22 protein-coding genes are annotated in these 18177 nt (G+C 25.3%); 12 read left to right on the plus strand and 10 right to left on the minus strand.

Annotated features, from left to right (window positions below; genetic code table 11):
- Positions 1–142: 142 nt before the first annotated feature.
- From rsmD to ACQY5W_RS05400, 3 genes are read left to right on the plus strand one after another with little or no spacing between them, the layout of a single operon-like run.
- Entirely contained in the window at positions 143–733 is a 591-nt protein-coding gene (gene rsmD, locus ACQY5W_RS05390) for a 16S rRNA (guanine(966)-N(2))-methyltransferase RsmD (RefSeq protein WP_428023927.1), read from the plus strand.
- Positions 734–736: 3 nt separating this feature from the next.
- Positions 737–1537, plus strand: a complete 801-nt coding sequence (locus ACQY5W_RS05395) for an ABC transporter permease (RefSeq protein WP_428023928.1) — start codon at positions 737–739, stop codon at positions 1535–1537.
- Between the two features lie 3 nt (positions 1538–1540).
- Positions 1541–2092: a manganese efflux pump MntP family protein gene (locus ACQY5W_RS05400; protein ID WP_428023929.1), complete on the plus strand. Its 552-nt coding sequence runs from the start codon at positions 1541–1543 to the stop codon at positions 2090–2092.
- On the opposite strand, the gene ACQY5W_RS05405 is transcribed toward ACQY5W_RS05400, so the two are convergent.
- Positions 2089–2910 (minus strand): SDR family NAD(P)-dependent oxidoreductase, encoded by an 822-nt coding sequence (locus ACQY5W_RS05405; protein ID WP_428023930.1) that lies wholly within the window; start codon positions 2908–2910, stop codon positions 2089–2091. The two genes, ACQY5W_RS05400 and ACQY5W_RS05405, sit on opposite strands and share 4 nt — an antisense overlap.
- 64 nt (positions 2911–2974) lie before the next feature.
- On the opposite strand from ACQY5W_RS05405, the gene ACQY5W_RS05410 reads away from it, so the two are divergent.
- Positions 2975–3754: a TIGR02757 family protein gene (locus ACQY5W_RS05410; protein WP_428023931.1), complete on the plus strand. Its 780-nt coding sequence runs from the start codon at positions 2975–2977 to the stop codon at positions 3752–3754.
- A 161-nt stretch (positions 3755–3915) separates the two neighbouring features.
- On the plus strand, positions 3916–5127 hold the full coding sequence (locus ACQY5W_RS05415) for a tyrosine-type recombinase/integrase (protein ID WP_428023932.1): 1212 nt from the start codon (positions 3916–3918) through the stop codon (positions 5125–5127).
- Positions 5128–5390: 263 nt separating this feature from the next.
- Here ACQY5W_RS05415 and ACQY5W_RS05420 read toward each other — a convergent pair whose 3' ends face one another.
- Positions 5391–5567, minus strand: a complete 177-nt coding sequence (locus ACQY5W_RS05420) for a TetR/AcrR family transcriptional regulator C-terminal domain-containing protein (RefSeq protein WP_428023975.1) — start codon at positions 5565–5567, stop codon at positions 5391–5393.
- 356 nt (positions 5568–5923) lie between these two features.
- On the opposite strand from ACQY5W_RS05420, the gene ACQY5W_RS05425 reads away from it, so the two are divergent.
- The 3 genes from ACQY5W_RS05425 (at position 5924) to ACQY5W_RS05435 (ending at position 8914) form a co-directional block, all read left to right on the plus strand.
- Positions 5924–6802 (plus strand): hypothetical protein, encoded by an 879-nt coding sequence (locus ACQY5W_RS05425; RefSeq protein WP_428023933.1) that lies wholly within the window; start codon positions 5924–5926, stop codon positions 6800–6802.
- A gap of 252 nt (positions 6803–7054) precedes the next feature.
- Entirely contained in the window at positions 7055–7498 is a 444-nt protein-coding gene (locus ACQY5W_RS05430) for a YagK/YfjJ domain-containing protein (protein ID WP_428023934.1), read from the plus strand.
- 204 nt (positions 7499–7702) lie between these two features.
- Positions 7703–8914 carry a coiled-coil domain-containing protein gene (locus ACQY5W_RS05435; RefSeq protein ID WP_428023935.1) on the plus strand — a complete coding sequence of 404 codons (1212 nt, stop codon included), beginning with the start codon at positions 7703–7705 and terminating at the stop codon, positions 8912–8914.
- A 59-nt stretch (positions 8915–8973) separates the two neighbouring features.
- On the opposite strand, the gene ACQY5W_RS05440 is transcribed toward ACQY5W_RS05435, so the two are convergent.
- Entirely contained in the window at positions 8974–9222 is a 249-nt protein-coding gene (locus ACQY5W_RS05440) for a helix-turn-helix domain-containing protein (RefSeq protein WP_428023936.1), read from the minus strand.
- A 102-nt stretch (positions 9223–9324) separates the two neighbouring features.
- On the opposite strand from ACQY5W_RS05440, the gene ACQY5W_RS05445 reads away from it, so the two are divergent.
- From ACQY5W_RS05445 to ACQY5W_RS05455, 3 genes are all read left to right on the plus strand, one after another.
- Positions 9325–9678, plus strand: a complete 354-nt coding sequence (locus ACQY5W_RS05445) for a hypothetical protein (protein ID WP_428023937.1) — start codon at positions 9325–9327, stop codon at positions 9676–9678.
- Positions 9679–9692: 14 nt separating this feature from the next.
- Complete coding sequence (locus tag ACQY5W_RS05450; RefSeq protein ID WP_428023938.1) at positions 9693–10316, plus strand: type II toxin-antitoxin system VapC family toxin; 624 nt, start codon at positions 9693–9695, stop codon at positions 10314–10316.
- 69 nt (positions 10317–10385) lie between these two features.
- Positions 10386–11551 (plus strand): IS3 family transposase gene (locus ACQY5W_RS05455; protein ID WP_428023939.1). Its coding sequence is split into 2 segments (ribosomal slippage): positions 10386–10626 and positions 10626–11551, totalling 1167 coding nucleotides; the frame shifts between segments, so codons are not numbered across the junction.
- Between the two features lie 8 nt (positions 11552–11559).
- Here ACQY5W_RS05455 and ACQY5W_RS05460 read toward each other — a convergent pair.
- From ACQY5W_RS05460 to ACQY5W_RS05490, 7 genes are all read right to left on the minus strand, one after another.
- The gene (locus tag ACQY5W_RS05460) at positions 11560–12537 is read right to left on the minus strand and encodes a hypothetical protein (RefSeq protein WP_428023940.1); all 978 of its coding nucleotides are present in this window, start codon (positions 12535–12537) and stop codon (positions 11560–11562) included.
- Between the two features lie 2 nt (positions 12538–12539).
- Positions 12540–13202: a hypothetical protein gene (locus ACQY5W_RS05465; protein ID WP_428023941.1), complete on the minus strand. Its 663-nt coding sequence runs from the start codon at positions 13200–13202 to the stop codon at positions 12540–12542.
- 179 nt (positions 13203–13381) lie between these two features.
- Positions 13382–14011, minus strand: coding sequence for a hypothetical protein (locus ACQY5W_RS05470; RefSeq protein ID WP_428023942.1), 630 nt, complete (start codon positions 14009–14011; stop codon positions 13382–13384).
- Positions 14004–14438 (minus strand): hypothetical protein, encoded by a 435-nt coding sequence (locus ACQY5W_RS05475; protein ID WP_428023943.1) that lies wholly within the window; start codon positions 14436–14438, stop codon positions 14004–14006. The genes ACQY5W_RS05470 and ACQY5W_RS05475 overlap by 8 nt, the downstream gene beginning before the upstream one ends.
- A gap of 10 nt (positions 14439–14448) precedes the next feature.
- Entirely contained in the window at positions 14449–14832 is a 384-nt protein-coding gene (locus ACQY5W_RS05480) for a hypothetical protein (RefSeq protein WP_428023944.1), read from the minus strand.
- Positions 14819–15586, minus strand: a complete 768-nt coding sequence (locus ACQY5W_RS05485; protein ID WP_428023945.1) for a division plane positioning ATPase MipZ — start codon at positions 15584–15586, stop codon at positions 14819–14821. The genes ACQY5W_RS05480 and ACQY5W_RS05485 overlap by 14 nt, the downstream gene beginning before the upstream one ends.
- Positions 15587–15752: 166 nt before the next feature.
- A complete protein-coding gene (locus ACQY5W_RS05490; protein WP_428023946.1) occupies positions 15753–16319 on the minus strand; it encodes a phage replisome organizer N-terminal domain-containing protein in 567 nt (188 codons plus the stop codon).
- A gap of 632 nt (positions 16320–16951) precedes the next feature.
- On the opposite strand from ACQY5W_RS05490, the gene ACQY5W_RS05495 reads away from it, so the two are divergent.
- The gene (locus ACQY5W_RS05495) at positions 16952–17908 is read left to right on the plus strand and encodes a hypothetical protein (RefSeq protein ID WP_428023947.1); all 957 of its coding nucleotides are present in this window, start codon (positions 16952–16954) and stop codon (positions 17906–17908) included.
- The last annotated feature ends 269 nt before the right edge of the window (positions 17909–18177 follow it).

An 18177-nucleotide genomic window follows, 5' to 3' on the forward strand; every position in this document is an offset into this window, starting at 1 on the left:
TATTTTTTTGGATTTAATCTAAAATTTATTATTGTAAATAACTTATAATATTATTTTATTTGAGAAGATGAAAAAAATATTTTCTTAAAATCGAACCCTCAACAACTTTTAACTATAATTACAAAAAATTAGTAGAAGAGTAATGAAAAAGAATATATTAACAACACAAATTATCGCAGGAAAATACAAAGGTAAGAAAATAGAACTTCCATCTTTAGATGTTACAAGAAGTTCAAAAGCAAGGGTTAAAGAGTCATTTTTTAATGTTCTTCAATTTGATATTATTGACAAAGTATTCATAGAGGCTTTTGCTGGAAGTGGAAGTATTGGACTTGAAGCAGTTTCTAGGGATGTGAAAAAATCTTATTTTATTGAATTAAATAAAAATTCATATAATATTTTAGTAAATAATTGTAAATCAATAGATATAAATAAATGTCAAACAATGTTAGGTGATACTTTTGTGCAATTACCAATTTTGTTGAATTCACTAAAAAATTCTACTGAAGAGTTGATAGTTTATATAGATCCACCTTTTGATTATAGAGAGGGGATGGAAGATATTTATGAAAAGTCATTTGAACTTGTTAGAAATATTGAAAATGAAAATATTTTAATGATTTGTTTTGAACATGTTTCTACGGTGGAAGTACCAGATATTTTAGGTAAATTTGAAAAATATAAGTCTAAAAAGTTTGGTAAAACTACACTTACATACTTTAGGCTAGCATAAATTATGGGAAAAATGGCATTTTATATTTTAGCTTTTTTTGTTGCTATTATTTTTTTAATGCCATTTTTTTATACAGTTTCCCCTTATGAATTAAACCCAAGCAAAATTTTACAAGTTCCTAGTATGGAGCATATAATGGGAACGGATAGATTAGGTAGAGATATATTCGCACGAATTTTAAATGGTGGGCAAACATCGTTAATTATTGGATTTCTTAGTGCTGCTATATCTTCTTTAATAGGACTATTTATTGGTATCAATGCTGGATATTTAAAGGGGAATATCGATAAAACTATTACTATTATTATTGATTTATTTTTAACTTTCCCTACATTTTTTTTATTGCTTGCCTTGGTTTCTTATATTCAAGCTTCATCACTTATTTTGATTATTGTTATTTCTATTACAGGTTGGATGGGAATGGCAAGAATGATAAGAAGTGAAAGTTTTTCTATAGGTACAAAGCCATACATAAAGGTTTTAAAACTTGCCAATGTAAGTAGCTTTAAAATCATATTTAAATATTTTACGCCACTTTTAGCACCTATTTTTCTTATCTCATTTACTTTTGGAGTAGGTGGAGCAATTTTAGCTGAGTCTGGATTGTCATTTTTAGGACTTGGAGTAAATTCTCCTGAAATGTCTTGGGGAAGTTTATTAAGTGATGGAAAAGCTGTACTTGATATAGCTTGGTGGGTGAGTTTTTTCCCTGGTTTGATGATATTTATAGTCACATTTTGTTTGATGCAAATAAGTGATTTTTTACAATCACAAATAAATACAAAAGAGATACAAAAGGGTTAATTTTTGATAGAAGTTTTATTACTAGCTTTTGCTTTATCTATGGATGCGTTTGCAGTATCTATTGGACTTGGTGTAAAGAAAAAAAAGTTTGATGTAAGTTTAGCTGTTAAAGCAGCATTGTTTTTTGGGATATTTCAAGCTCTAATGCCATTTATAGGGCATTTAGCAAGTTTGGGTGTTGGTAGTTTAATAGAATCAATTGACCATTGGGTTGCATTTATTTTGTTAGCTTTGATTGGTGGAAAGATGCTTTATGAAAGTTTTGGTGAAAATACAGAAGAAGAAATAAGTGTTATTACAAATAAAGTTCTTCTTATTTTAGCTATTGCTACAAGTATTGATGCTATGGCTGCTGGATTTACGCTTAATTTACTAAAATTAGATCCATATCTTTCTATGATAATTATAGGTGTTGTTACTTTTATATTTAGTTATATTGGAGTTGTAATAGGTTCAAAAGGTGGAAGTTTTTTAGAAGATAAAGCTGAAAAACTTGGAGGAGTAGTACTCATAGGTATTGGATTAAAAATACTTATTGAGCACACTTTGTTTTAAATTTTATTTAATAATTTATCAAGTAAATTAGTACTTAAAACTCTTTTTGCAAAACCTAAGATATAAGTTGCAATTGTTACATAATATCTAGGTTTTGGTTTTTTACTTTTCATTATTTTTAAGACAACTTTTGCAACGCTACTTGCAGGCAAGTTAAAAGGTGTAGTATCTTCTTTATTCTCTAGTCTAGTTTTTAATTCTTTTTCATATATGGTTCTAAAATAGCTATCTTTTATATTGATATGTTCGTTAAATTTTTTAAGTGCATTTTCTCTAAATTTACTTGTTACTGGACCTGTATTTATTGTACTTATGTATATATTATCATTTATTACTTCTTGTCTTAAAGTGTCACTTATTCCTTCAATAGCATATTTACTAGCATTATAAGCACCTCTAAATTTTAAAGATATGATTCCCAAAACTGAGCTATGTTGGATAATTTTTCCATATCCTTGTTCCCTAAAGATTCTCATGGCTTGAATTGTAACTTCATGCAGACCAAAAAAGTTAGTTTCAAATTGTTCTTTTAATGTTTCAGTTGATAAATCTTCAACAGCTCCTGGTTGACCATATCCTGCATTGTTAAATACTGCATCTAAAGTCTTATCAAGTTTTATGATTTTTTCTAAGACTTCGGCTATTTCTATATGATTAGTTACATCTAATTTATAAGCAATAAAATCCAACTCTTGCAACATAAGAACATTTTCTTTTTTTCGTGCAGTTGCATATACTTTGTAACCTTTTTCTTTAAGAAGTTTTGCCGTTTCTAAACCTATACCTGATGAACAACCTGTTATTAATATATTTGCCATTTTTAACCTAAATTATTTTTTAAGATGATATTATAACGAAAAAGATTTTACTACAAAGAAACATATGAATAAAAAAGAGCTTGAACTAAAAAATTTACTTGATATGGAAGTTAATAGTAGAAATAATGAATGTGAATTAACCCAAGAGCGACCAGATCCCTTATTTATAGCAAAAAGATACAATGACGAGTATATCTCACTTATTTGTGCTTTATTTGCCTATGGAAAAGCCTCTTTAATAATAAAGTTTTTAGATAGTTTGGATTTTTCACTTTTGGATGAAGATGAAAAACTTATTAGAAAAACTCTTAAAAACATTTATTATAGATTTCAAAATAGTAAAGATATACAAGAGTTTTTTATAGCTTTATCAAGACTAAAAAAACAGACAACTTTAAATGAACTTTTTTTAGAAAAATATTTAGTTAATAATGATATTTGTGAAGGGATAGATTATTTAATAAATAAGATTAATGACGAAAATCCTTACACTTCTCAAGGTTATAAATTCTTACTTGGCTCAAATTTTAAAAGAGATAAAGAAAATAAAATAAAACTTATAGGAAATGCTGCTTATAAAAGATGGTTTATGTATCTTAGATGGATGGTGCGAAAAGATAACTTAGATATGGGATTGTGGAAAGGGGTACGAAGTGAAGACTTACTAATGCCACTTGATACTCACACTTTTAATGTGTCAAATAAACTAGGGCTAATACAAAGGAAAAATTGCGATTTATATGCTTCTTATTTGCTTACAACAAAGCTAAAAGAGTTTGATAAAAATGACCCTATAAAGTACGATTTCGCACTTTATAGAATTGGTCAAGAGAAAATATTATAAATTATTACATATCCTAAAAATAGACCTTTATATAGTATGTATAAGAAATAATAAAACTATAAATTGTTATACTAAATTATATTTTTCTATAAAAAAGTGCACTTTAAGGTGCACTAAAAAGTACACCTTATTTTTTAAAGGTACTTTTTAAAAGGCTTAAAATGATTAATTATATTGGTATAGAAATATCTAATAAAGATTGTAAGGGTATGTTTTTAGAATCTGAAGCTGATTTAAAAAAAATCACTTCAATTCAGGAAGCTAATAAAGTAATTGGTAAAAGATTTAAAATTCAATTAAGAACTAAAGTTGAAAATAAAAGAGGAAAAAAAACTTTTACTTTTGAAAGTAAAAAGATAACATTTTTAAAAGCTTTAGAATATGTTGCTAGTCAAAGAACAGAGATAAGAGAAATTTTAAAAAATCATGGAACTCTAAGAAAACAAAAAAAGGCTATTGAATCTCAAACAAAAATTGAAATAAGTGAAACTTTTTTAGATAAAGTTGAAACTTTTCTAGAAACTAAATCAATATCTGCAAGACCTTCAACGATTCAAAACTATATTACTGCATTAGAAACTCATTCTAAAACACTTCATGAAAAAGCGATTTCAGAAATTACAATTGATGATATTCAAAAAATTATAAATGATATGTTGTCTAATAATAGAGCACCAGCAACTGTAGTGTTATATGCTAGAACAATAAGAGCTTTTTTTGTAAAACATAAAGCACCTATTATTAGTGAATGGGATGAATTGTCTTTACCTCATGTTGATAATAAGGTAGATTATACTTTAAGTCTTGATGACACAAAAAGAATAATACATGCAATGAGAAACTATAGTGGTACAAACATAGGAGATAGTGTATTTTATTCATTTGAAGAAATTAAAAATATATTTACTTTTTTACTTTCTGGAAGAAGAATAAATGAGGTATTACAGTTAAAATACACTGACATCAATCTAGATACAAAAACTTTTAAAGTACCTTCTACGACTGCAAAAGGTAAAAAAGAGCTCATTTTTAATCTTGATGATTATTTATTAGATGCAATTAAAAGTCAAGCAAGATTGAATAATATTGATTTATCAAAGAGTTTAACAGATAAAAAGCTTTTTAAGTATACTAAAGAAACTCCACGAGTACATTTTCAGAATCTTCTTAAAGCTATGGGATTACCTAAATTACGGCTACATGATATAAGGCATATGTTAGCAACTACACTTGTTCAAAATAAAGTACCTATTGCTGATATTAGTGTACTTTTAGGGCATAGTAGTATTGCAATAACAGAAGCTAGATATGCAAATAAAAGTAAAGATCAAGCGAGTAGGGCACTTAGTATATTTAATGAGATTGTAAAATAGGTATTAATCTATGCAAAATATTAAGAAAATTTTTTTTTGGAAGTCTTAGAGGGAGAATCAAAATGAAATGATAATATCTTTTCATTTAGTATTTCCTTGTGTTTCATGATTATACTATATGAAGTATTAAGATTCTGAATTTTGATGTAGAAAATAAAATGATAATACAAAAAGATAATGCGATTATAGGATGTTGTTTAACTAAAGGTGCAACTGAATAATTTAGTGTCTTTAGTCTTGAGGACATTCCAAATAATAAATATTTAACTATATTGTTTTATTATCATCTGAACAGCTTTTTCTACAACGTTATTTTGTTCATCAGGTGTTAATTTAGATGCACCATACATTTGTGGATAAAAAGCAAATGATTTAATCATTCCTATAAACTGTTTAGATAAAGATACAATTCTTTCTTTAAAGGATAATGTAAAAATAATTTATGTTCCTTTAGATAATAAACAGATTTTAATTTAATGGGAAGTTGAAGAGACTAAAATTAGAAAGTTCGATTTAGATGAAAATAATTACATAGATATAGTTGAAAATAACAAATATATTGTAAATGAGTAGAATAATTATTATAGAAAATAAAATAATTATATTTAATTTAATTAATATATAACTAGTATAATTTATATTTAATATTGTAAAATTTATATATTTATTAAATAAATACTAGTAATAACTTGTATATAACATGTAATTTTATTGTATAATAGTAGTATGAAATTTTTAAATAATATCTTTAAATACCTATTTATGGTGTATTTGTCTATTGATGGAGAATTATAAAATGAAACCAATATATTTAATATATTTATCAAGTATAAGTGTTAACAGTATTGATAAGAATAAAATAGTTAGTCAAATAGATGATTTTGCTAAAAGAAATAAGTTTTTACTTTATAACTTATCTAGTAACCTAAATTATGAAAAAGAAGAAACAATTAAAAAGATAAAAAAAGATAAAAATAGTACAATTATATTGATAGTAAATAATAGGGATTTATTTACAAATTTTAATAGACCTACATATATTATTCAAAATTCTTTATCTAATTTTTTAGATTATGAAAAAGGAAAAGCTATTCAAATAAATATTGATTTATTTGAAATAATTGAATGTTTAAAGAAAAAAGAAATAATAAGAATTAAAAATTCTATAGAAAACGTACTATGTAAATATGGTAATGTTTTTAATATTAATATTAATTTATTAATAGAGGAAACTAGTTATATTGCTAAGAATAATATTGAATTATTAAATTTAATTGAAGAAGATCTTAATTTATTTGAATTTAAATATATATTTTCTTCTAGATTATCAATTATTTTATATAGACTTGCTTTTTTTGATTTAAATGCTAAAGCAACATCAATAGGAAATTTCTATAGAGAAGAATTAAAAATAAAGAGTCAACCGTATAGTTTTAAAGGCTTAAATAATAATCATTTAGGATTTTATTTTACTGATTTAATTAATAAAAAATCATTTAGAGGTTATAAATTAGTTCCCTATAAACAAGCAAGAGTTCAAACCATACCAAATCTTTTTTTAGAAAAAATTAGTATTGCTAAAAGGTTATTAAAATTAAAAGTTAAAATAAAAATAGTAGCAGAGGCTTTAGAAATTGATGAAGCTACTTTAAATACTTGGATTTACGGAAATTAAAACTAATTGTATTAGTTTTTAAGTATTCTATTTTTATTCCTAACTTTGTATATTATAAAAAATCAAAATTACCTTATATCCTTTATAGATTAAATTTTATGTGTATCTTTATCTTAGATAATGATTTTAGGTTATTAATATTATTAAATTAATCAATTAAATATAGTTAACTTTTTGTATTAGATTATAACTCTAGAGATAAAAAATATTTTATATATATCTTTTAATTGAGAAAAAATTAAAGGATAAAAAATGTTAAAAAATAAAATAGTTAAGAAGAGAATAAATAGTACAGTAAAGTATATAGATTCATTATATGAAAATTATTCAAAATTAAATTTTATAAGAGAAGATTTTGGATATATAAAACCACATAGTAATGAGAAATCTATTGAAGATTTAAATCAAGATTTGAATCACTTATTCAGAAATAGACGTACAAAGCCATTAATATTTAAAGATAATGTAGGATATATAATTAAACAAGAATATACAGAAGATAAAGGTTTTCATATTCATGCAATTTTTATTTATGATGGACAAAAAGTTCAAAAAGATGTTTATAAAGCAAATCAAATTGGAAAATATTGGGAGAATGAAATTACAAAAGGAAAGGGAAGTTATCATAATTGTAATCAAAATAAGTATAGAAATAATGGTATAGGATTAATTGATTATAAAGATAAAGTGGAATGACCCCGAAACAGTAAACACAAATTTATTTCGATACTTAGACAAAGTTCCAAAACATAGAGGTTGTTAAACTTTCGAATATTAGAGTATCATTTATTTAAAAATAATTTATGTGACTATTATGTATAATCTAGATATAAAGAATACATATAAAATAGGGAAAAGAATATTTCAATAGATAAATTTTATAATAAGGACTAAAACTTTATGAATTACAACCCTTATAGTAATGAATATGATAATTTAAAACAGTTACTTGAAGATAAAACCTTAGAAAACAAAAAACTTTTAGAACAACTACATTGGTTTGATACTACAGACATTAGCAATTTACATTTTGAATTAAAAAATAAAGAAGAAGATAAAAATAACCTTCAAAAAAAAATTGATACTATTAATAATAAGATAGATGATATTAAATCAACAATATACATCCATAGAAAATATAAAAAAACTCTCTTGAATCCACTTAATTGGTTTAATGAAGAACAGAGGATGAGAAGAAAAAGACTTAAAAAACTTGATAAAGAATGGAGTTCAGAAATAATAAGCAGAACTAAAATAGAAAGAGAAGTATCTAAAGTAGATGAATTAATAAAGCAATACAAAAGTGATATTCATACATACACTCATTTTAATAGAGAAAATATAAATGACAAATTAACTGAATCTAATAATAAAATAGTTTTCCTAGAAGAGGAAATTAAATCTATTTATGAATTAAAGATAAAAGTAGACAAGAAACTAGAGCCTATTCTTTCTCAAATAGAAGATCTGGAAAAAGACATATCAATAATTCAAAAAAGAGAAAGTAGTGCTCAATCTTTTGAAAATGCTTTAGATAATGCAAAAAACTCTTATGAAAAACGAAAAATACATGAAAATTGTGAAAATGATTTAGGAGATAGTAGTCCTAAAAAAATAATTAGAGAATCGGAAAATTTTTTAAAAAAACTACAAAGAGATTTAGACAAAGCAAAAACAAGAGCTTCTATTGTAAGTGAAAAAGCAATAAGAGAAATACATAAAATTATTATTGATGGTAATAACCTATGTTATGAAGGAAGTAAATTTGTAGGTTTGAAACCATTGATTACATTAACATTAGAACTTGAAAGAAATTATCAAATTATTGTTGTTTTTGATTCTGCCATTAGATCTATGCTAAATACAAATGATAAAAGTATTAACAAACAATTTAGTGAAAAAATTAAAACTCATATTGTTGCATCTAAACAGCTTGCAGATGAAACAATACTTGATATCGCTTCCAATGATACTTTCTGTTATATAATAAGCAATGACCGCTTTGGAGAATACAAAGATAAAGAAGTGGTAAAAAACGGTAGGATTATTAGGCATGAAATTATTGATGGTAATATGCTTGTACATGATTTAAGTATTAATGAAAAGTATTGATAATAATATATTTAAATATGTCAGAAGAAAATGATTAATTCTGAATGGTTTCAATTATATTACTCTTTTAAAAACTCATTTATATCAACTTCAAGTGCTTTTGAAATTTTGTACAAGTGTTCTAAATTAAAGTGTTTATTATCTGTATTGTTTTCTGCATAATTATAAAAAGCATTGCCTTTCTGTCCTATAGTTAAAGCTAATTCTAGTTGACTCATCTTCTTTTCAATTCTATACTTTTTTACATTTTTAGAAATAGTTTGATAAAAGTTTTTAATTTCTTCATCATCAACATTTGATGTAAACATGGTTAATTTCCTATTGGTTAACTTTACTATAATCTTAGTTTAAGTAGAATTTTCAATCAATTGTATATAGACGACTCGTCTATAGATTGTTCAAGGAGTAAAATGAGAAAAATAATTTTAAATTTATTTGTATTGATACTATTAGTTAATTTTATTGGATGTAGTAGTGAACCAGAAAAGCCACCTGTGAGAGTTGAAGTAAAAAAATTAACTGGCAACAGTTTTATTGGATATGTATCTGTACCAATAGTAGAAGTAACAGCTGTAGTTGATACCGTTACAATTAAAGATGTAATTGCCAATAATGGTAATTGTAGAATGTCAGCACATAGACAAAGAGAATTTCCAAAGAAATTAAATTATGGTCAAAAAGCAACTGCTGGGTATTCAGCAAGTTGTAATCTTATCAAAGTAGAAGTTGTTACAGATAAAGGTAATTGGACAGTAGAATATTAATAAAGGAATTTAAAATGGGTATATTTGATTTTGTACTTTCAACACTAGATATAACTAGTAGTAATGAAAAATTTGATGCTTTTTCAATGGGTAGTGAACAAATAACAGAAACAGTACTTGATTCAGAAAAGTTTATTAAAAGGTTTAAAAATGATATAGTTTATTTTGATTCTAATATTTATATGGAAAAAACATTTACTCCTTTGTTTGAATACATGATATCTAATCCTAAATCTATAAAACAATTAGAGTTTAAGCTTATAATGCCTGAAATTCAGTATCAAGAAATCTATAATTTAAAGAAGTCAGAAAATGATACTAAAGCATATGGTGCTAGAAGAGCATTTTATAATATTGAAAAACTTCAAGAGTTAGAACTTTTAGTTATCGAAGGATTAGAAGTAAGTTCAAATAAAAAAGCTTATGCAGACCCTGAATTTATAAAATGTATTTTAAATCATATTCAGAATCATGAAAATGTTATCTTCCTTACTGAAGATAGAGATCTTAAAATAAGACTAAGAAATATAATAAAAAAAGATGGTTTAGACCCTACCTATTTAAAAATATATAGTGAAGAAAATATTGATAAATATACTAGAAAAGTCACTTTATTTGGAATGACCCCAAAAATATAGACAAAAATTTATTCCGTTAATTTATGAATATAGATGATAAAATCATCTTGAAAATATAAAGGAATAGAAATGCCACCAAGATATACAGATGAATTTAGAATGGATGCAGTAAAACAAGTTGTAGAAAATGGATATGGAGTTATGGAAACAGCGGAACGACTTGGAGTTCATCATGATTCACTAAGAAATTGGATAAAAAAATATCAATCACCAGAAGCTTTAGCAGAAGCAAAAATATCAGAAAGTTCAAATGCAGAGATAAAAAGGCTACAAAAAGAACTAAAAAGAGTTACTGAAGAAAGAGATATATTAAAAAAGGCCGCAGCGTACTTTGCAAGCCAGCCAAATTAAAGTACGCATTTATTAAAGAGTACTCTTCTATATTTAGAGTTAGAAGAATGTGCACTGTGATGAGAGTTCATCACAGTGGATATTATAAATGGCTAGAACAACCTATATCAAACCTTGAAAAAGAAAATCAAAAGCTCTTAGAGCATATTAAAACTGCATATAAAGAAGCTAATGGGATTTATGGTTATAGAAATATTCATAAAGATTTAAAAGCTTCAAATATTCATGTAAATAAAAAAAGAGTAGCTAGACTTATGAAAGAAGCTAAACTATTTGGATTAGGTACATACAAAAGAAAACCTAAGTATAAAGCTGGCTCAATTCATAAAGCACATCCAAATCATTTAAAACAATGTTTTTTAACAAATAAACCTAATGAATCATGGGTTAGCGATATAACCTATATTAGAACTTATGAAGGATGGTTATATCTTGCAACTGTTATTGATTTATACTCAAGAAAAGTAATAGGATGGGCAACGGGACATAGACAATCAACTTCACTTATTATAGAAGCTTTGAGAAAAACAACTCATAGAATTAAAAACAATAAGATAATTCTTCACTCAGATCAAGGGAGTCAATATAGCTCTTATGAATATAGAACTTTTTTAAAATCTCATAATATTATTCCTAGTATGAGTAGAAGAGGAAATTGCTATGATAATGCAGTTGCAGAAAGTTTTTTTAAAACATTAAAAAGAGAATTAGTTAGGAAAAATATCTTTCACACAAGAGAGCAAGCAAGAGATAAAATATTTGAGTATATTGAGATGTTTTATAATTCAAAAAGAAGACATAGTTTTTTAGATTTTATAAGTCCAAATGAATTTGAGAAAAGATATAATGAATTTGTTACTCAACCTAAGGTGTTAACTGAATAAAAAAGTGTCTACAGCCTTGGGGTCATTCCAGATATTAGTTTTGAGAATCCAAAATAATCAAGCTTTTTTATGTTTCTTTTGTAGCACTCAAATTTATCATCTGAATTGTATATTTCATCAATTTTAAAGACATCAATAAAAAAATCTGCATCTCTCAATGTGAGAACAACTTTTAAGATTTGCGACAAATATGCTTTTGCATTTTTCCCCCAACTATCATTTTCAAAATCACCAATATTTGTGAGCATTGTGATTATATTTTTTGATTTTCCCAACTCAAAGATATTAAGTGAATTTGAATTAGTTTTTCCCTCTTTATTTTCGTTGAAGTCGTATATAATTACATCTGACAATCTATTATATTTAGTGGCGATAGATTGTACTCTCTGTAATACAACATTATCAGCTTTACCAAAAACTGCGAATATTCCTGCTCCTCGTTTAACACTGGAATCAATATATGCATTTAGCAAAAGTTCGGTTTTTCCACCACCACTAGTTGCGACTAAGGCACAATGTTCCCGTAACATAGTGTCATCAATTAAGACGGGAGTAATAGAATTAATTTTTGATGATGTTAATATTTGAGATTGTATTATTTTTTCAATTTCATAATTAAGACCGATAAATTTTTTAATTTTGTTTAATAAGCTTAATTTTTCTGCATCTTTACAATGCTTAGACACAAGTGTCCCAAGATGTACAGCGTATTTGTTTTTCAAATTATCATTTGAAATTAAATTTATATTTTTTACAATTTTTTCTTTGTTTTTATTTTTGTATAAATTTTTTTGAAATTTAAAACTTAAGAAATAAAGAAAATAAGCAAAAGAAATAAAATAAATTTTACTTAGAAATCCAAAGATAATTAAAACTAAACCGAACATAAAATAAGAAGAATATAAATCTTCAATAAGTAAATCTTCACTTCTATCTATTTTTGTAAAAGAATTAACTCTTATTTCTCCGTTATCTATATTTTGCATAATTATTTCTCCTTAACATAAAAAATAGCATGTCGCAAACTTAGGCTTGAATATTTACCATGTGGAAAATCATTAAGAAAACTTAAGAATTCCATTTCATCAATATTTGAAGCAACTTGATAAAGTTGAGAAATTGATGCAAAATAATGTTTCTGCTTCATAACCGTAAATTTATTTAAGATTAAATATTTCAATTCTTTTATTTTCTTTAAGTCATCTATTTGTATTTGCTCAATTTTTTTAAACCCAAAATTTTCTGATTTTGAGTTTAAGTAGCCAATCAAATTGACATAAAATGGGGTAACTTCAATTACACTATTTTGAATTTTTGTAAATTTAATCATCTCATCTTTATTTATTTTGATATTAACATTTAAGACAGAATAATCTTTTTGAGATTTTTCATACTCAATTCCATTAAAATAATGTGCGTAATTGATAATTTTTTTTACAATTTTTTCTTTTGCTTTTATATTATCAAATACTGATTCTTGCTTGATATTTACAACTCTTTCATCTTTTTCTGATAGTTTTTTATCATAAAAATAATTGACAATCAGAATTAAAAAAGTTAAAAAAACAAATATTCCCAAAATAAAATTTTCTTGTGTAAAAGTACCAATATTAAGAACTTCAAAGATAAAAATACCGAAAAAATCAAACATAAATGCAAACCCTATACAAATTGTGATTATAAATATTTGTTTGAAAATCAAATTAGTTCTGGAATTTCTTTGAAAACCTGTTAAAGATTTGCCCCGTAAAAGAGAGCCATGAAAAAAATAGATAATAATAGCGACAGAGCAGAAAAAAAAATAAATTTGTATATCATCATTATTCATTATTATTTTTCCTTTTCATTTATTTCATTTTTCTGAAAATATGTAATTTTATTTTCAGTTTTTTCAGTTTTTAAATTTTCAAACTCATTTTTTGAACTTAAAGTTTTATTTTTAATTTGCTCGATTTTTTCTTGAAGAGTTTTATTTTCTTTTTCATAGTTATTTTTTTCTATCCCTTTTTGTTCCTTCTCAATCAGCAATTCTAGTTCTTTTCTTAGTTGTTTATTTTCTTTTTTTAAATCTTCAACAAGTCTAGTGAGTTCGAATATATCCTGTTCAAGAGAATCAAATATTTTTTCTTTCTCTTTTTCATTTTTTGAATTCTTGAATTTTTCTATATTTTCATCAATTTTTTTCTTATTTTTTTCAATTTCTTTTTCAATTATTTCTGATTTTTCTTCATTTTTAAGTGTTTCTAAATTTTCAAAATCTTTCTTTAATTGATTTATGAAACTAGGTTTTATATTTTTTGATTTTAATGATTTTTGCAAAAGCAAGAAATCATTATAATTTTTGACTTGTTTTTTTTGATTATTGAACAAAAATTCTTTATATTTTTCGACTTGCTTTTCCGTTTCATTTAGTCTTAAATCTCTAAGCCTAAGCAATACAGCTATTCTTTTACTAGACATTTTTTTCTCCTTTTATTATTTTTTCGACTTGAATTTTTGAGAGTTTCATTATCCTATTGAAATCTATTCCACTAGGATTTAAATTTTTGAAACTTTTAAATTTAAATTCTCTTAAATTTAAATAATTGAGATTATCGACATAAGAACCTATGTATGCGATGTTAAGCATTTCTTCATGATTTAAGTTGAGTTTCTTATTTATTTTTTTTACTAAAGTTTCAGCATTTAGGATAGGATTTAAGCCGTCGTTAAAAACTCCATCAATTATAACTGTTTGATTTTCTGCAGAAAATAGAAAAACATATGTTATATTTTTACTTTTTATTTCATTTATTTGTAAATCATTAACATTTTTTCTTAGAAATTTTTTTAAAATTTTTAAGAAAAACTCTTCTCTATTTTCTATTTTTTCAATTAATTCTTTCATTTTAAAGACCTTATTTTAAAATTAAAATATTAATTCCAGTTGTGAGAACTGCGACAATTAAAGCTACTTTAACGACCGATAAATTAACAATATAATCAGCTTTAATAACTATTTTTTCAATATTTTTTAAGTTTGAATTTTTAATTAATTCATCAATTCTTTTGCCTAGAAATGCAAGATAAGCACCATAATTAGTAGTCATTTCATCTTCACTTTTATATTCGAATTTTTCAAGAACGGATGTATAATTTTTTAATTTTGAATCTAAGTCTTGCATTTGAGTTAAAGTTAGAACAACATTTTGATTTAAGGCATCTAGTTTTAAAATTGATGCCTTAAGTTCAGCTGTAACTCTTTTTGCTTCACTTAGAGTTATTTCATCATTGTTTCCCATTCAGCACCTCGTCAAGTACTTGGTGTGCAACATCGATATTTGTTTCTTTATATTTTTTTGAGTCTTCGAGAATTTCAAGAATTTGGGAGTAGGAATATATTGTATCATTATCCTTTTTTTCGAAAGCATTTAATAATTTCTGATTAATATTTTCAATCTCAATCTCATCATTTGCAAGTTCATAGACTGATTTTTTCAGATTTCGAGATAAATCTATGACATCGCTATCTTCAAGAACAAAGTATTTAGGTTTTATGAAAGTTTTGAAAAAGTTCTGAAATTGAAACTTAAGCCGTGGACTATTATGCGGATGTCTTGCACGACTGAGGCAGAAAACAATTTTTTTCCCAAATTCAAAAATCAAATCATTGGTTGCTTTTGCATTAATAACATCCTGATGTCCACCTGAAACAGGAATGATAAATAAATCAACCATATTAAACATATGAGTTGATTTCAAAGCCGATATAAATGCAGTTGTGGTTTGATTTCCACCTACATCAATTACTTTGTTTTGGGCGTTTTGTGAAAGAAACAAGTCTCTTACAGTATTATTTAATTCTTTATTAAAATCTACTTGTATTTGAGTCGATTTTATCGCAGATTTTGAAAAATTCGCACTATCTCTATTCTGATTATCGAGCTCATACAACTCTATCTCTTGAGCTTTTGTCAGAAAATAAGTACCTGCTACTTGAAAGGCAGTCGTACTCTTACTCGCTCCGCCTTTTGTATTACATATAATGATGTTCATGTTGTTTTCCTTGTTTTTTTACAGCTGGTCATCAGCTTAATTTGACGCGTACGCGTAATCATATACTAGGGGTTGCAAACTGTCGGGCATCTGACGCTCTCACTGCGTTCGCTTGTCTCCGTGGCTAGTATTCTTGGCTTTCACTTTTGAGATTCATTTTATTTTTTTAAATTTCAATCTCTTTTTTTTCTTTTGCTTGATTTTCAAGATTTTTCAATCTTGCTCTCTCATTTTCAAACCATATTGTTTTAGCGAGTAAGTTTTGATTTAGCTTTTCGTATTTTTCTTTTTCTTCTAACTCTTTCTCTTTCTCTTTCTCTGTGTTGCATTTTGTTGCATTGGTGTTGCATTGCAACGCTTTTGCTTTTAAAGCCCGTGATTTACGACTTCTTACAGTACTTGCAGTTTCACTTCCAGTCATATTTGCGACTTGTGCAAGGTATAATTCCTCACCCTCGCTTATCTCTAGCATTTGCATTTTTTCACAAAAAATTAGGGTAGCTTTTACATTTTCGATTTTTTCTTGAAGTTTCTCCGCAATTTCATCTTCGATAGTTTCATACACTCCCTCAAAGTCGATATAACCATCATTTTGCAAACTTAAGAGCATAAGCTTGAGGTATATGCATGTATAGGTATCGCCACCTGCGATATTACGGAGTTTTCTAATTTTCAAATCGTCGAAAAACTTCGCCTCTAGTTTAAGCCAGTAGTATTTTCTGTTGGCACTCATTTTTAACCTTTAATAATATTTATTATTATTTATATATTTAATCTTTCATCTTGCATAAATAAGATATAATCTTGCAAGTTTTCAAGAAAAACTATTATTTAACTCTCTCTTTATCGTTTATCAGGCTTAAAAGAGGGAGTTTATGCTGTTTTTGCATCAACTATATTTTTTGCGAGATATTCCTCTATCCATTCTCGCGTGTATAGGCAATTTCGTCCACATTTTGTATATTTCAATTTTCTATGTAATCGCAAATTTCTTTGTGTAGTTTTATTTATTTTAGGAAGCCCGTCAATTCCTCTTTCTAGCTCTTCGCTCGTGTAATATTTTTGCATCCGTTATCCTTTTTTAATAATTTTTTGAAAATCTCTTTTTTTTCTTATTTTTTTCGCTTTTCACACGACCCATACATGGCAGTTGACTATCACCCACGCTTTTGAGATTTTTATTTGGGATTTTGACATTTAATTTTAAAAGAACATATTAATATATTTAAGTTTTATGTATTAAATAGTAAAAAAAATATTATATATTAAGTTATAAGTAAAGTCAATAGTTTTTATTAATATTTCTAAGTTTTTTATTTATTTTATAGTATAATACTTAACTATATTTATTTTAAAGGTAAAATTATGACGAATGAACAAATAATGACTTCTTTATTTGGGTTTTCTGGCCCCACTTACTATAAATGGTCAAAAAAAGAAAGGAATGAGCGTCCAATATTTAATCTTTTAGGTAAATATTTTACAAAAGAAGAGCTTGAGGAGTTTTTGGAGACGGGAAAAATTGATAAACTAGAAAATATGAAATATATTAAAAATCAGTTTTTGCTAGTTAATATGGATAACTATATTCGAGATTTTAATGATAACTCATTAAAATCTTCTAATTTTTTAATACAAGATTTCTTTTTCTTTTTTTTAAAAAATAAAAATGAATTATTAAAAAATGGATTTCATAATGAATACACCTTCATTAAATCAATTACTCAATATGTATATAATGATTTTTGTGAAGAATTTGAAAATATTTATAAAGAAGAAATATTTTCATTTTCTGAATTGTTAGGAACAGATGAAACAGAAAATAATGATGAATTAACAAAATCAAGACTTGCAATAAGTGATACATTTGAAAAAAAAGATGAAAAATTTAATGATATTCTAAGATGTCTTTATTTTGCTCAATTTTGGAGTAAGGATATGGATACTTTTTTGAATATTGTGATAAAAGATGAGTTCGAATTTTTTATTAACTCTGGAAACGATGAACTTTTATATCATTCAATTGGTTTTTTAGTATATAGTAACGACAAAACAAGAAGCCTACCAATATCAATAAAAGATAAATTAGACATTGTTTCTAAAACATTTAAGTATTTTACATATAAAAATGAATTGATTAATTTAAATAATATAAAAAATCATATCTTGTTAAGAATTTCTAATCCTCTAGAATCAAAAAAATTTGATGATGAAATTGAAAAATATGAAGAAATTATTAAAGAGAAAGAGTTAGAAAAAATAAGAAAAAAATTGATGAAACCTATAAAACCAATTAAACTTGATATTCAAAAAAAGAAATAGATTAATAATTTATCTACCATATTATTAATTTTAATTACTAATACTTATTCACAAATGAATTGGTTAATTTTTATTGCTAGTGTAGTTTGGGATTTAATTAAGCATTTACTAGGCTTTTAGCCTAGTAACTTATTTTTAGTTTTGTTGCCTTTAATTGACTGTTAAAGGTTATTTTAGTGAGATAGAGTGGTAAAAACTATTTGTAGATAGTTTTTACAACTAGTAGGATAAAAAAGCTTTATCTCTTTTCTCTTCTTAATTCTATTATA

Origin of the sequence: Arcobacter sp. (assembly GCF_050300555.1) — a bacterium.
Classification (GTDB): Bacteria; Campylobacterota; Campylobacteria; order Campylobacterales; family Arcobacteraceae; genus Arcobacter.

Bases quoted from the DNA above. Each gene is read 5' to 3' on its own strand.
- rsmD (WP_428023927.1), top strand. From the start codon at position 143: ATGAAAAAGAATATATTAACAACACAAATTATCGCAGGAAAATACAAA.
- ACQY5W_RS05395 (WP_428023928.1), top strand. From the start codon at position 737: ATGGGAAAAATGGCATTTTATATTTTAGCTTTTTTTGTTGCTATTATT.
- ACQY5W_RS05405 (WP_428023930.1), bottom strand. From the start codon at position 2,910: ATGGCAAATATATTAATAACAGGTTGTTCATCAGGTATAGGTTTAGAA.
- ACQY5W_RS05410 (WP_428023931.1), top strand. From the start codon at position 2,975: ATGAATAAAAAAGAGCTTGAACTAAAAAATTTACTTGATATGGAAGTT.
- ACQY5W_RS05415 (WP_428023932.1), top strand. From the start codon at position 3,916: ATGATTAATTATATTGGTATAGAAATATCTAATAAAGATTGTAAGGGT.
- ACQY5W_RS05425 (WP_428023933.1), top strand. From the start codon at position 5,924: ATGAAACCAATATATTTAATATATTTATCAAGTATAAGTGTTAACAGT.
- ACQY5W_RS05430 (WP_428023934.1), top strand. From the start codon at position 7,055: ATGTTAAAAAATAAAATAGTTAAGAAGAGAATAAATAGTACAGTAAAG.
- ACQY5W_RS05435 (WP_428023935.1), top strand. From the start codon at position 7,703: ATGAATTACAACCCTTATAGTAATGAATATGATAATTTAAAACAGTTA.
- ACQY5W_RS05440 (WP_428023936.1), bottom strand. From the start codon at position 9,222: ATGTTTACATCAAATGTTGATGATGAAGAAATTAAAAACTTTTATCAA.
- ACQY5W_RS05445 (WP_428023937.1), top strand. From the start codon at position 9,325: ATGAGAAAAATAATTTTAAATTTATTTGTATTGATACTATTAGTTAAT.
- ACQY5W_RS05450 (WP_428023938.1), top strand. From the start codon at position 9,693: ATGGGTATATTTGATTTTGTACTTTCAACACTAGATATAACTAGTAGT.
- ACQY5W_RS05460 (WP_428023940.1), bottom strand. From the start codon at position 12,537: ATGCAAAATATAGATAACGGAGAAATAAGAGTTAATTCTTTTACAAAA.
- ACQY5W_RS05465 (WP_428023941.1), bottom strand. From the start codon at position 13,202: ATGTTTGATTTTTTCGGTATTTTTATCTTTGAAGTTCTTAATATTGGT.
- ACQY5W_RS05470 (WP_428023942.1), bottom strand. From the start codon at position 14,011: ATGTCTAGTAAAAGAATAGCTGTATTGCTTAGGCTTAGAGATTTAAGA.
- ACQY5W_RS05475 (WP_428023943.1), bottom strand. From the start codon at position 14,438: ATGAAAGAATTAATTGAAAAAATAGAAAATAGAGAAGAGTTTTTCTTA.
- ACQY5W_RS05480 (WP_428023944.1), bottom strand. From the start codon at position 14,832: ATGGGAAACAATGATGAAATAACTCTAAGTGAAGCAAAAAGAGTTACA.
- ACQY5W_RS05485 (WP_428023945.1), bottom strand. From the start codon at position 15,586: ATGAACATCATTATATGTAATACAAAAGGCGGAGCGAGTAAGAGTACG.
- ACQY5W_RS05490 (WP_428023946.1), bottom strand. From the start codon at position 16,319: ATGAGTGCCAACAGAAAATACTACTGGCTTAAACTAGAGGCGAAGTTT.
- ACQY5W_RS05495 (WP_428023947.1), top strand. From the start codon at position 16,952: ATGACGAATGAACAAATAATGACTTCTTTATTTGGGTTTTCTGGCCCC.